Source organism: Streptomyces sp. NPDC017529 (genome assembly GCF_044329785.1).
Classification (GTDB): Bacteria; Actinomycetota; Actinomycetes; order Streptomycetales; family Streptomycetaceae; genus Streptomyces.
This window is the reverse complement of record NZ_JBIRJY010000002.1, coordinates 60,238-72,970: the sequence shown is the minus strand read 5'-3', so window position 1 is coordinate 72,970 and position 12,733 is coordinate 60,238. Positions and strand designations below refer to the sequence as shown.

Genomic DNA, 12,733 nt, shown 5'->3' with positions numbered 1-12,733 from the left:
CCACGCGGGGGTGCGCCCCCCCCGGGGCCGTGGGTTGGGCCTTCATCGGGGCGGTTGTAGGGCGTTTCCAAACCTCCGGGGGGGGGCCCGGGGGTTTGCGCCCCCGGGCCCCCGCCCGCTTCGTATGCATCCCGCCCCGGGGGCGTGGCGTCACGCCTTGAGGTGGCCGCCCATCCACTCCAAGGCGGCGGGTATCTCACGGCGCCAGGTGTTGAAGTTGTGGCCGCCGCTGTCGAGGATGATCGACGCGATCCGGCCGGGCGACTTGGTCTGCTGGATGAACTTCAGCGTGTCCTTGTAGTTGGACTCGCCCTGCTTGCTGGAGGTGACGAGGAGGTTCACCGGTGCCGCGGGCAGGTTTTTCTGCCGCCACAGCAGGTTGTTCTCCCGCTCCAGCTGCTTGTCGCCGCCGAACAGGTCGCCGGTCTCCGCGTCGTGAGCGGCCTTGTAGTCGCCGGAGAGGGCCACACCGGTGGAGAACGTCTTCGGGTGGCGCATCGTCATCTTCAGGGCGCAGTAGCCGCCCGTGGAGTCGCCGATGATGCCCCAGTTCCGGGCTTCGGTACCGACCCGGTAGTGGCCGGCTATGTCGTGCCGGACGTCGTGGGTGAAGAAGGTCTCGGCCTGCGGGCCGTTCGGGACGTCCACGCACTCCGTGTCCCGCCCCGGTACGACGGTCGGGCGCATCATCACCAGTATGGTCGGCTGCGTCTTGTTCTTGCGGACCAGCTCGTGCTGGCTCTGCGGGAAGTGCAGCTTCTTGTACAGGGCCTCCGCGGTGCCCGGGTAGCCGGTCAGCACCACGGAAGCGGGGAATCGTTTCTTCGCGTACTTGGCCTGGAAGTACTGCGGCGGCAGATAGACGAACGCCGGGCTGTTGATCTTGGACTTCTCGCCCAGGAGCATCACCTTGTCTATCCGGCCGCCCACATGGGGCTTGTTCCCGCCGGGCACGCTGACGTGCTCGCTGCCGAGCGTCTTCAGCTTGGTGCCGTTCGGGCCGGTCTCGTAATTGGTCACCACCCCCGGTTCCTGCTCCTGGCCGAAGAGGTCCGCCCACGATGCGTAGAAACCGAACGAATTGTTCGCCGCGAGGCCGATCGCGGCGAAGATCGACAGCTGGGTGGCCAGCAGCAGGCCGACGCGGCCGAGCAGCGTGCGCCAGTTGGCCTTGGACAGGCGCGGCCACAGCCAGATGGTGAGAACAAAGAGCGCTACCGCGAAAAAGACGGCCAGGAGTAGCACTTTTTTGCTGGTGAGACCCATGTGGTGCTTTCTTCCGGGCGGCCGGTCATCCGTGCCGCAGGTGGAACCCCGGGCCCTGAAACGCCGTCATACAGGGCGCAAAAGTCCAGATGCTGCGACTAAGACTCGCACGTTCTCTCGACCGGGGCGACGGGAAAGTAATGTCTGACAGGCTAGATGGCGAAAAGTCCGGGACGGTTGCGTGGCGTCCGCCACGCTGGCTGCGCGGCCCCCGCCCGGAAAAAGTGCCACCGCTGGTGGGGACGGCCGGAGCGGTCGTCGGCCTGCTGAACCTGGTGGCCGGGCTCTTCCCCCGGTTCCGGCACAGCCGGCTGCACGCCCTGGCCGAGGTACTGCCGGGCGCCGTGAGCGCTCTGGCGGCCGCCTCCTCCATCGTCGTCGGCATCCTGCTCCTGATGCTCGCCCACGGCCTCAAACGGCGTAAGCGCCGCGCCTGGGTGGCGGCCGTCTCGCTGCTCCCGGTGGGCATCGCGGCCCAGCTCGTCTACCGGCACTCCGTCGTCGGGGCGGCCCTCTCGCTGGCCCTGCTGGCCTTCCTGGTGTGGCACCGGCGCGCCTTCGAGGCGCTGCCGGACCCGCGCAGCCGGGTGAAGGCCCTGCTGAACTTCGTCGCTCTCGGGGGCATCAGCTTCGGCCTCGGCCTGGTCATCGTGAACTCCCACCCGCACAAGATCATCGGCGACCCGTCGGTGTGGGAGCGGTTCAAGCACGTCATGTGGGGCCTCTTCGGCTTCGAGGGCCCGGTCCGGTACGTGAACAACGTCGACTACACCGTCGGCTACTCCCTCGGAGCGCTCGGCCTGCTGACCGTCGCCACCACCGCCTACCTGGCCTTCCGCCCCGAGCACCCGGCCGCCAGGCTCACCGGGCAGGACGAGGAGCAGCTGCGCGAGCTGCTCGCCAGGCACGGCGGCCGCGACTCCCTCGGCTACTTCGCCCTCCGCCGCGACAAGGGCGTGGTCTTCTCGCCGACCGGCAAGGCCGCCGTCTGCTACCGGGTCATATCCGGCGTGATGCTCGCCAGCGGCGACCCGATCGGCGACGTGGAGGCCTGGCCGGGCGCCATCGAGCGCTTCATGGAGGAGGCCAGGGCGCACTCCTGGACCCCGGCCGTCACCGGCTGCAGCGAGACCGGCGGCCAGGTCTGGACCCGCGAGACCGGTATGGACGCGCTGGAGCTGGGCGACGAGGCGATCGTGGACGTCGCCGACTTCACCCTCACGGGCCGCTCGATGCGCAACGTACGCCAGATGGTCAAGCGCATCGAGCGCAACGGGTACGAGACCCGGGTGCGGCGGGTGCGCGACCTGGAGCCCGAGGAGCTGGCGCGCGTCCAGCAGGCCGCCGACGCCTGGCGCGACACCGACACCGAGCGCGGCTTCTCCATGGCGCTGGGCCGCATCGACGCCGAGCGGGACGGTGACGCGGTGATCGCCACGGCCCACCTGGCGCCGGCCGAGGGCGAGGAGCCCGGCCCGTTCGGCGACCTGAAGGCGATGCAGCACTACGTGCCGTGGGGCAAGGACGGCATCTCGCTGGAGCTGATGCGCCGCGACCGCTCCGCCGACCCCGGCATGAACGAGCTGCTGATCGTGGCCTCCCTCCAGGCCGCCCCGGACCTGAAGATCAAGCAGGTGTCGCTGAACTTCGCGGTCTTCCGCTCCTCCCTGGAGCGCGGCGAGAAGCTGGGCGCGGGCCCGGTGATCCGCGTCTGGCGCGGCATGCTGATCTTCCTGTCCCGCTGGTACCAGATCGAGTCGCTGTACAAGTTCAACGACAAGTTCCGCCCGCGCTGGGAGCCGCGCTTCGTGGTCTTCCGCAACAGCCGGGACATCCCGCGCATCGGCCTGGCCGCGCTCCAGGCCGAGGGCTACCTGGAGCTGGGCCTGCCGCGGGTGCTGCGCCGCCGCAAGGCCGCCGAGCCGCGGCCGTGCGCGCACAACGAGGAGCGCATCAGCGCGGACGAGGTCGAGCGGGCGGCGTGAGAACCGCAGGCGCGGCCTGTCCCGTACCCGTACGCCGTCCGTTCCCTCCAGGGGGCGGGCGGCGCCCCGTTTTCCCCGCGCGCCCTAGGCTGGTCGTATGAGTACCTTGCGCGGCCGGGTGGCCGGACTTCCGGACTTCGACCGCTGCGCGGTGATGGGCGTGGTGAACGTGACGCCCGATTCGTTCTCCGACGGCGGGCAGTGGTTCGACACCGAGCTGGCCGTCAAGCACGGCCTGGACCTGGTGGCGCAGGGCGCCGACCTGGTGGACGTGGGCGGCGAGTCGACGCGGCCCGGCGCGGCCCGGGTGGACGAGGCGGAGGAACTGCGCCGGGTCGTCCCCGTCGTACGGGAGCTGTGCGCCGCCGGCGCCCTGGTGTCCGTGGACACCATGCGGGCCTCGGTCGCCGAGCAGGCCGTGGCGGCCGGCGCGCGGCTGGTCAACGACGTGAGCGCGGGCGCCGCCGATTCGGCGATGGTGCCGGTGGTGGCCGCGGCCGGGGTGCCGTTCGTGGTCATGCACTGGCGCGGCCGGTCCATCGACATGAACAACCGGGCGGTGTACGGGGACGTCGTCACCGAGGTCGTCGGTGAGCTGCGCCGGAGCCTGGAGCGGGCGGTGGACGGCGGCATCGACCCCGAGAGCATCGTCGTCGACCCCGGTCTCGGCTTCGCCAAGGAGGCCGGGCACGACCTCGCGCTGATCGCGCACCTGGCGCGGCTGCGGGAGCTGGGCCGTCCCTTGCTGGTGGCCGCTTCGCGCAAACGTTTCCTGGGCAGGGTGCTGGCAGGGGACGCGCAGGCCGCCCCGCCGCCGGCCCGTGAGCGGGACGCGGCGACGGCCGCGGTGTCGGCGATCGTCGCGCGGGAGGGAGCCTGGGCGGTGCGGGTGCACGAGGTGCGCGCGAGCGCGGACGCGGTACGGGTGGCCCGGGCCGTGGAAGGCGCGGCGGACACGACGGATGCGACGAGGGTGACGGGCGCCGCGGGTGCGGCGGACGCGACGGGAGCGGTGTGAGTCCACGGACGGACGTCGAGCTGGTCGAGCAGGCGAACACCGACCTGTACGAGGCCATGGAGCGCGGTGATCACGCGGCCATGTCCGAGATGTGGCTGGACGGCCAGGTGAGCGTGGTGCACCCGGGCTGGCCGGTGCTGCGCGGGCGCGGCGAGGTGCTGCGCTCGTACGCCCTGATCATGGCGAACACCGAGTACATCCAGTTCTTCCTGACGGATGTGGAGATCGACGTCCTCGGTGACACCGCGCTGGTGACCTGCACGGAGAACATCCTCAGCGGCGGTCCCGCCGAGGAGGACGGCTCGGTCGGCCCGCTGATCGGCCAGCTGGTCGTCGCGACCAATGTCTTCCGGCGTACGGAGGAGGGCTGGCGGGTCTGGTCCCACCACGGCTCTCCCGTACTGGCGGACCGGGACGACGAGGACGAGGACGGGGAGGACGGCGACGGCGAGGGGCCCGGCGCGGGGGGCGTGGGCGGCGGGGTGTGAACGTGAAACCCGCGTGAAGACTTCGCGAGCTTTCGCGGGCGCCCCGGGAACCTGCCGTGGGCGGGGTATGGACGTCCTCCGGCCACCTCGGAGGACGGCTCCGGCCGGTTCGTCAGCGAAATGCGTCAGCAAGGTCGACTACGGCGCACCCGTTCGAGCCAAGTGCTCCACGGGTAGGGGTGGGACCGCGGGGCGGCGGGTAAGTGGCCGCGCGGACGGCCGCTCGACCGCCCCAGCGACGCCGCCTAGCAGTCGTGCGGGGCCTTGTCCATGGCCCCCGTGGGCAAGCACTGTCGGTGCTCGCAGGTAGATTCGATGACAGGGCGGCGTGCCGGACGAGTCTCTGGCCCCGCCCGGATTCCGACGATCAGTGGTACCAGAGGTGCCAATGGGACCAGTGGGAGTGTGATTCGCGTGGATCGTGTCGCGCTGCGTGGGCTGAAGGCCCGAGGGCACCACGGGGTGTTCCCCCGCGAACGCGAGGAGGGCCAGACCTTCATCGTGGACCTGGTGCTGGGCCTGGACACCCGCCCGGCGGCGGCGACCGACGATCTCGCGAAGACCGTGCATTACGGCGTCGTGGCGGAGGAGGTCGTGGCCGTCGTCGAAGGCGAGCCCGTCGACCTCATCGAGACGCTCGCGGAGCGCATCGCCGGCCAGTGCCTCAAGCATGAGGGGGTGCAGGAGGTGGAGGTGGTCGTCCACAAGCCGGACGCCCCGATCACCGTCCCCTTTGACGACGTGACCATCACCATCACCCGGAGCCGAGTATGACCAGCAGTGACCCGACCGTACAGCCGGTGCCCGCCTCCGTGGTGGAGCGGGTGGACGCGGCGGACGTGACGCTCTCCAACCCCAAACGCGCCGTGATCTCCCTCGGCAGCAACCTGGGCAACCGCCTGGAGACCATCCAGGGCGCGATCGACGCGCTGGAGGACACCCCGGGCGTGCGGGTCAAGGCCGTCTCGCCGGTGTACGAGACCGAGCCGTGGGGCGTGGACCCCGCGTCCCAGCCGACGTACTTCAACGCCGTGGTGCTCATCAAGACGACGCTGCCGCCCGCCTCGCTGCTGGAGCGCGGCCAGGCGATCGAGGAGGCCTTCGAGCGCGTCCGCGACGAGCGCTGGGGCCCGCGCACCATCGACGTCGACATCCTCGCGTACCAGGACGTCGTCTCAGAGGACCCGCTGCTGACCCTGCCGCACCCGCGGGCCCACGAGCGTGCCTTCGTCCTGGTGCCGTGGTACGACATCGACCCGGAGGCGGAGGTCCCGGGCCGTGGCGCGGTGGCCGAGCTGCTCTCGGCGGTCGGCCGCGACGGCGTCGTGCCGCGCGCCGACCTGGAACTTCGGCTGCCGGAGTAGCCGTTAGGCTCTGCGGACGCACGGACCGGCCCGCGGTCCGTTCCGGCCGGCACACGATCCGCACACGTACGAGGACGAGGGCACGAGGGGCGAACGCTCGGTGAAGCAGCTACACATCAAGGTGCTGGTCGGGCTGTTCCTGGCGGCCGGGGTGCTGGCGTGGGCCGGCGCCCGGATGTGGGACTCCCTCGGCACGCTCCCCAGCGTGCCGCTGGCGGCCCCCGTCGTGCTGGCCCTGATCGCCGCCGTACTGGCCGCCACCGCCCTGTCCCTGCGCGCCCGCCTGAACGCCCAGCGCGAGCGCAGGGCCGGCGCCAAGGGCGTCGACCCGCTGGTCGCCGCCCGCGCCGTCGTCTTCGGCCAGGCGAGCGCCCTGGTGGCCTCCCTGGTGTCCGGTCTCTACGGCGGCGTCGGCGTCTTCCTGCTGACCGCGGGACTGGACGTCGATCCCCGCCGCGACCAGGCCATCTACGCCGGCTTCTCGGTCCTCGCGGGCGCGGCGGTGGTGGTGGCCGCCATCTTCCTGGAGCGCGTGTGCAAGCTCCCGGAGGACGACGAGGCGGGGGCAAGCCCGGCCTGAGGGCCGTTTCGGCGTACGCCATGACCGACCACCTGACCGCCGTCATGGCGATGCTCGGCCCCGCCGAGAACCGCTACGCGGACCCCGCCGCCTGGGAACGGCTGCACGCGGAACTCGGATTCCGGTTGCCGCCCGACTTCCGGACCCTCGTGGACGCGTACGCCCCCGTACACCTCAACGGCCACCTGCTCCTGCACCACCCGGCGACCGAGCGCTGGAACCTGGGCCGGTGGATACGGGACTCGGTCCGGGCCTGGTCCGAGGTGGACTGGGAGGACCTGAGCCCGGAGGAGGACCCGCGCCTGCTCTGCGGGCTGGAGGAGCTGAGCTTCGGCACCCGCGACGGACTGTGGCCCCTCGCGGGCACCGACCGAGGGGAGGACGTCTTCCTCGTCGCCGCGAGCGGGCCCGCCCCTTGGCTCCTGGTCGCGTACGAGGACGGCGGCTGGGCGCGGTACGACATGAGCTTCGCCGAGTGGCTTTATCGCTATCTGATCGGCGAGGACATGGCAGGGCCCGGCAGCTCCGCCTGTTACCCCGGCCCGGTGCGGCTGTGCCGCCTTCCGATGACCGCCGGCGAACGGCCGGTGCCGTGGAGCGGCCCGGACCGCGGCATGTGAGCCCGGCCCCGGCCGCTCCTGCCGCCGGTTCGCGCTCGGCTACACGCCCGGCACGCTCTCCACCACGACCTCGTCCCGTGCCAGGCGCCCCGCGTCCGCCGCCGTGGACCGCCGCAGCGCGGCGTGCAGTCCCGTCGGTGTCAGCACACCGAGGAATCGTTCCCCCTCCAGGACCGCGATCCATCCCGCGTCGTGCTGGAGCATCGTGCTGAACGCCTGCTTCAGCGGCGCGCCGAGCGGCAGCCACGCGTCCATGCGCCGGGCGTGGTCCCGCACCTCGCCCCCGGCCTTCCCCGCCCCCGCGGCGCCCAGCCCCGCCGCCGAGACCCATCCGTGCAGCCCGCCGTCCGCATCGAGCACCACGGCCCAGGCCGCACCCTCCTCGGCCAGCCGCGCCGCGGCCCGCGCGGCGTCGTCGTCGAGCCGCACCACCGGCGGCTGCTCCAGGTCGCCCGTCTCGATCGGCGTCACCGACAGCCGCTTCAGGCCCCGGTCGGCGCCGACGAACTCCGCGACGTACGGGGTGGCCGGCGCCCCGAGCACCGTGGCCGGGGTGTCGAACTGCTCGACGCGCCCCGCACCGTAGACGGCGATGCGGTCCCCGAGCCGTACGGCTTCCTCGATGTCGTGGGTGACGAAGAGCACCGTCTTGTGGAGCGTGGACTGCAGCCGCAGGAACTCCGTCTGGAGGTGTTCGCGGACGACCGGGTCGACCGCTCCGAACGGCTCGTCCATCAGCAGCACGGGCGGGTCGGCGGCGAGCGCGCGGGCGACGCCGACGCGCTGCCGCTGGCCGCCGGAGAGCTGGTCGGGGTAGCGGTCTCCGTGCAGCGACGGGTCGAGGCCGACCAGTTCGAGGAGTTCGGCGGCGCGGTCCCTGGCCTTCTTGCGCGGCCAGCCGAGCAGGTGCGGGACGGTCGCGGTGTTGTCCAGCACGGTCTTGTGCGGGAAGAGGCCGACCTGCTGGATGACGTAGCCGATGCGGCGGCGCAGTTCGACGGGATCGACGGTCGCTATGTCCGCGCCGTCCAGGTATATGTGACCGCTCGTCGGCTCGATGAGCCGGTTGACCATCTTCATCGTCGTGGTCTTGCCGCAGCCCGACGGCCCGACGAGCGTGACCAGCTCGCCCTCCGCGACCTCGAACGAGAGGTCGTCGACGGCGGTGGTGCCGTCGCCGTAGCTCTTGGTGACGTGCTCGAAACGGATCATGGTGGGTTTCCCAGTGTGGACGGTCGCCGGCCGGGTAGGCGCGCTCTGCTTCCCGGCTCCTACCCGCGGTATCCGTCCCGTCGTGTGTGTCGTGTTACGACTGGATGGCGGGCCGGTCGGATTGTCAGTGGTGGGGGATAGGGTCGCAGACAGTCACCGAAAATGTGAGCGACAGGGCGGGGGAGGTGACCGCGGGTGAGTGCGCAGAGCTGCCTGGAGGCGAACGACTGGATCTGCGGTGAGTACGTCCGGACACGCAGTCAGGAGTTGCTGGACGCGACCGTCCAGCATGTGGGCATCACGTTCGTGTCGGTGCTGATAGGGCTGCTGGTCGCCTTTCCGCTGGCGCTGGTGGCCCGCCGCTGGCGGGCCGCCGCCGGACCCGTCCTCGGGCTGACGACGATTTTGTACACGGTTCCCTCACTGGCGATGTTCGCCTTGCTGACACCGGTCTTCGGGGTCTCGGCCGCCGTGGTCGTCACGGGCCTGGTGCTGTATTCGCTGACCATCCTGGTGCGGAACATCCTGGCGGGGCTGGACTCGGTGCCGCAGGAGGTGCGCGAGGCGGCGCGCGGCATGGGGTACGGCCCCGTGAAGCTGCTCTTCGGCGTCGAACTCCCGCTGGCGCTGCCCGCGTTGACGGCGGGCCTGCGCATCGCCACGGTCTCGACGGTGGCGATGACGACGATCGGTGCCGTGGTGGGTTACGGCGGCCTCGGCAACCTCATATCCAGCGGCATGGAGGGCTTCTTCAAGGCGGAGGTGCTCACGGCATCGGTGCTGTGCGTGCTGCTGGCGGTGGTCGCCGACGTCCTGTTGACAGGCCTGCAAAGGCTGCTGACGCCGTGGACCCGGGCGCAGGCGCGGGCGCGGGCCCGCGCGCGGCGTGAGCGACGGTCGGCGGGGCGGGCGAAGAAGGCGGTGGCCTGAGGCGATGGACGCGATAACCGGAGCGTGGGACTGGCTGGCGACCTCGGCCAACTGGGCGGGGGAGAAGGGGGTGTGGCACCGGCTCGGCGAGCACGTCTACCTCAGTGCGATGTGCCTGGCGATCTCCTGCCTGATAGCCCTGCCGGTCGCCCTGTACCTGGGCCACATCGGCAAGGGCGGGGCGCTGGCGGTCAACATCTCCAACGCCGGGCGCGCGGTGCCGACGTTCGCCGTACTGGTCCTGCTGACGCTCAGTCCGCTCGGTACGGCGGGGGACTGGCCGACGATCATCGCGTTGGTGCTGTTCGCGGTGCCGCCGCTGCTGACCAACGCGTATGTGGGCATGCGAGAGGCCGACCGGGACGTGGTCGAGGCGGCGCGCGGGATGGGCATGTCCGGGCCGCAGGTGCTGCTGCGGGTCGAACTGCCGCTCGCGTACCCGTTGATCATGACGGGGCTGCGGTCGGCCGGCGTCCAGGTCGTGGCCACGGCGACGCTGGCAGCGCTGGCGGGCGGCGGCGGTCTGGGCCGCATCATCACCGCCGGGTTCGGCAACTACAACACGCCGCAGGTGGTGGCGGGCGCGGTGCTGGTGGCCGTGCTGGCGCTGGTGGCCGAAGGGCTGCTGGTGCTGACGGACCGGGCCTTCGACCCGATGCGGCGGGGGCGGGCGCGCAAGGCGCGTACGCCGGGTGGCGACGCGTCCGCGGCCGCGAGCCCGGCCTGACGGTGGCCGGCGACCGGGCGCAGGGCCGCGCCCGGCCGGCCGTACGCACCGGCCCACGTCCGCACACAGACTTCCCGGCCCACGTTCCCACGCGCAGACTTTTTCCTTCTCTCCCACTGGATGGTGAACCGGTATGAACCAGGACCAGGCCAAGGACAGCCACAAGACACTCGGTGCCGCGCGCGCCGTTCGCGCGGCAGGCCCGGCCCGTACGCGCCGCGTGGCCCGTACCGCGCTGGCCGCGGGCGCGGTGCTCGCGCTGGCCGGCGGGCTGGCGGCGTGCGGGGGCAAGAGCCTGGAGGAGAAGGGCGGCGCGAAGAGCGGTGGCGGGAAGGGGGACATCGTCGTCGGGTCGGCCGGTTTCACCGAGTCGAAGGTGCTCGCCGAGATCTATTCCAAGATCCTTAACGATGCGGGATACCACGCCACCGTCAAGACTCTCGCCAATCGCGAGCTGTACGAACCGGCGCTGGAGAAGGGCCAGATCGACGTCGTGCCGGAATACGCCTCGACGCTCGCCGAATTCCTCAACGCCAAGAAGAACGGGCCCAACCCGAAGCCCGTCGCCTCCAGTGACATCGGCAAGACGGTGGCGGCGCTGAAGTCGCTCGCCGGGCCGCGCGGACTGAAGGTGCTGCCGGCCGGTGAGGCGACGGACCAGAACGCCTTCGCGGTGACGAAGGAATTCGCGGACCGCCACCACCTGAAGACGCTCTCGGACCTCGGCCGGTCCCGGCAGAAGATCAGGCTGGCGGCGGGCGAGGAGTGCGAGACGCGGCCGTTCTGCAAGCCGGGCCTGGAGAAGACGTACGGGATAGACGTGACGGGCATCGACCCGAAGGGCGTCGGCACCCCGCAGTCCAAGCAGGCCGTCAAGGACGGTACGGACCAGATGGTGCTGACCACGACCACGGACGCCACGCTCGACAACTTCGGACTGGTGCTGCTGAAGGACGACAAGAAGCTCCAGAATGCCGACAACGTACTGCCCGTGGTGAATGCCCGGAGCGCCGGCGACAAGGAGATCGAGACGGCTCTCGGCAAGCTCACGGACAAGCTGACGACCGACGATCTGATCGAGCTGAACCGCAAGGTCGACGCCGAACGGCAGAAGCCCGCGGATGTCGCGAGCGCATTTCTGGAGTCGAAGGGGCTGGTGAAGAAGTAACCACCGGGATACGGATCGGCGGGCGGGGCCCCATAAGCTCCGCACGCACGGTAAGTTTCAGGCCATGCCACGAGGACGCCACCGCCATTCGCCACCCCTGCACCGGCTTCTTCCCCCAGTGACGGTCGCCGGTGCGTCCGTCGTCTGCGCCTCGGGCGCCTGGTTCGTCGGCGATGACCTGGCACAGCGCGCGCTCGCCACGGGCGCGGCCGCCGCCGCGGTCGCCGGCTCCGTGCTGCTGCGCACCTGGGACCGAACGGCGGGCAAGAGCGTCGCCGAGCTGAAGAAGGCCCGGGTGCGGGACGAGTGGAAGACCGACGAGCGGATAGCCGAGCTCGAAACGGATCTTGAGGAGTCCCGCGAGATCCGCGGCAGGCTGGACACCAAGCTGCGGTCCAAGCGGGCCGAGCTTGCCCGCCTGCGCAGCGAGCACGCGGAGCTGCTGCGCCGTTACGCCACCGCCGAGACCGAGCGTGCCAGCGCACTGGAAGGCCGCCGCCTCCTCGCGATCGAGGCGGGCAGCCCGGCCGGGGAGCTGACGTCCGGGTCCGCGGCGGATCCGGCGGAGGCATCGCCGGGCGCGCCGGGCGCGCTCACCACGGTGATGTACCACCGGGCGGCCGAGGCGCTGCGGCACCTGCCGCGCAACGCGGCCCGCCAGGCGGAGCGAGCACAGGCCCAGGACGGTGAGGACGGCCAGGGGAATCCCGTGGCGGCCACGGAGCCCGCGGCCGACCAGGTCCCGGTCCGTCAGGCCGCCGTCCAGGAGACCGCCGGGGAGAAGACCGCCGGGGAGAAGACCGCCCGCGACACCGTCCCGGCGCCGCGTGAGCCTTCCCGTACGACCGGGGAGCGCACGGCCGGCGAGCGTACGGCCGGCGAGCGTACGGCCCAGGACCGTGCGGCCGGGGACCGGGACGCCGCCGAGGAGACCGCGCCGGTGGCGCACGGTCTGCGGCCGGTGCCCGCCGCCGCGGCCGTCGTCGCGCCCGTGACGGGCCGGAGCCTGCCGGCTTCCCGCGCGCAGGGCGGCTTCGACTTCTTCGGTACGGCCACGGGCACCGGTGCCGTGGCGGGCGCCGCCCCGGCCGCGGGAGGCCCGTCGACCGTGACACGGCGGCCCAAGCCGGTCCGGCGGCTGGAGGAGGACCTGGCCGACGTGGTCGGCGACGAGGCGGTGGCCGAGCAGTCGGCGCGCGGCCAGGCCCGTACGACGGACGGCACGGACGGCGAGGCGAAGGACGGCGCGAAGGGCGCGGCGGAGGACGGGGAGGCGGCCTCGGGCGAGGTCATCGACCTGACCGCCCACGACGAGACCGAGCAGATCGACCTGGCGGACCTGCGCAGCGCCGTGTCCTCCTGACCGCCCGTCCTT

The 12,733-nt window shown here is 71.7% G+C and carries 13 protein-coding genes; 11 read left to right on the top strand and 2 right to left on the bottom strand.

Going from position 1 to position 12,733, the window contains the following annotated elements; all coding sequences use genetic code 11:
* Positions 1-150: 150 nt before the first annotated feature.
* Positions 151-1,266: an alpha/beta hydrolase gene (locus ACH4K4_RS03900; RefSeq protein WP_398164616.1), complete on the bottom strand. Its 1,116-nt coding sequence runs from the start codon at positions 1,264-1,266 to the stop codon at positions 151-153.
* Positions 1,267-1,406: 140 nt separating this feature from the next.
* Here ACH4K4_RS03900 and ACH4K4_RS03895 point away from each other — a divergent pair, with 140 nt between their 5' ends.
* The 7 genes from ACH4K4_RS03895 to ACH4K4_RS03865 all read left to right on the top strand — a co-directional run bounded on the left by ACH4K4_RS03895 (position 1,407) and on the right by ACH4K4_RS03865 (position 7,321).
* On the top strand, positions 1,407-3,251 hold the full coding sequence (locus ACH4K4_RS03895) for a phosphatidylglycerol lysyltransferase domain-containing protein (RefSeq protein ID WP_398164614.1): 1,845 nt from the start codon (positions 1,407-1,409) through the stop codon (positions 3,249-3,251).
* Between the two features lie 97 nt (positions 3,252-3,348).
* Positions 3,349-4,269, top strand: coding sequence for a dihydropteroate synthase (gene folP / locus ACH4K4_RS03890; RefSeq protein ID WP_398164612.1), 921 nt, complete (start codon positions 3,349-3,351; stop codon positions 4,267-4,269).
* Positions 4,266-4,757, top strand: a complete 492-nt coding sequence (locus tag ACH4K4_RS03885) for a nuclear transport factor 2 family protein (RefSeq protein ID WP_398164610.1) — start codon at positions 4,266-4,268, stop codon at positions 4,755-4,757. The genes folP and ACH4K4_RS03885 overlap by 4 nt, the downstream gene beginning before the upstream one ends.
* A gap of 414 nt (positions 4,758-5,171) precedes the next feature.
* On the top strand, positions 5,172-5,531 hold the full coding sequence (folB, locus tag ACH4K4_RS03880) for a dihydroneopterin aldolase (protein WP_030019216.1): 360 nt from the start codon (positions 5,172-5,174) through the stop codon (positions 5,529-5,531).
* The gene (gene folK / locus ACH4K4_RS03875) at positions 5,528-6,121 is read left to right on the top strand and encodes a 2-amino-4-hydroxy-6-hydroxymethyldihydropteridine diphosphokinase (RefSeq protein ID WP_398164609.1); all 594 of its coding nucleotides are present in this window, start codon (positions 5,528-5,530) and stop codon (positions 6,119-6,121) included. The genes folB and folK overlap by 4 nt, the downstream gene beginning before the upstream one ends.
* Before the next feature lie 100 nt (positions 6,122-6,221).
* Positions 6,222-6,701, top strand: a complete 480-nt coding sequence (locus ACH4K4_RS03870) for a DUF3180 domain-containing protein (protein WP_398164608.1) — start codon at positions 6,222-6,224, stop codon at positions 6,699-6,701.
* A gap of 20 nt (positions 6,702-6,721) precedes the next feature.
* Positions 6,722-7,321: an SMI1/KNR4 family protein gene (locus tag ACH4K4_RS03865; protein ID WP_398164606.1), complete on the top strand. Its 600-nt coding sequence runs from the start codon at positions 6,722-6,724 to the stop codon at positions 7,319-7,321.
* A 39-nt stretch (positions 7,322-7,360) separates the two neighbouring features.
* Here the strand turns inward: ACH4K4_RS03865 and ACH4K4_RS03860 are convergent, their stop codons facing one another.
* On the bottom strand, positions 7,361-8,533 hold the full coding sequence (locus tag ACH4K4_RS03860; RefSeq protein ID WP_398164605.1) for an ABC transporter ATP-binding protein: 1,173 nt from the start codon (positions 8,531-8,533) through the stop codon (positions 7,361-7,363).
* 195 nt (positions 8,534-8,728) lie between these two features.
* Between ACH4K4_RS03860 and ACH4K4_RS03855 the strand changes: the two genes are divergently transcribed.
* From ACH4K4_RS03855 to ACH4K4_RS03840, 4 genes are all read left to right on the top strand, one after another.
* Positions 8,729-9,463 (top strand): ABC transporter permease, encoded by a 735-nt coding sequence (locus tag ACH4K4_RS03855; protein WP_398164604.1) that lies wholly within the window; start codon positions 8,729-8,731, stop codon positions 9,461-9,463.
* A 4-nt stretch (positions 9,464-9,467) separates the two neighbouring features.
* Entirely contained in the window at positions 9,468-10,190 is a 723-nt protein-coding gene (locus ACH4K4_RS03850; RefSeq protein WP_398164602.1) for an ABC transporter permease, read from the top strand.
* Positions 10,191-10,323: 133 nt separating this feature from the next.
* Positions 10,324-11,358, top strand: a complete 1,035-nt coding sequence (locus ACH4K4_RS03845; RefSeq protein WP_398164601.1) for an ABC transporter substrate-binding protein — start codon at positions 10,324-10,326, stop codon at positions 11,356-11,358.
* A 118-nt stretch (positions 11,359-11,476) separates the two neighbouring features.
* Positions 11,477-12,721, top strand: a complete 1,245-nt coding sequence (locus ACH4K4_RS03840; RefSeq protein ID WP_398164600.1) for a hypothetical protein — start codon at positions 11,477-11,479, stop codon at positions 12,719-12,721.
* Positions 12,722-12,733: the final 12 nt, after the last annotated feature.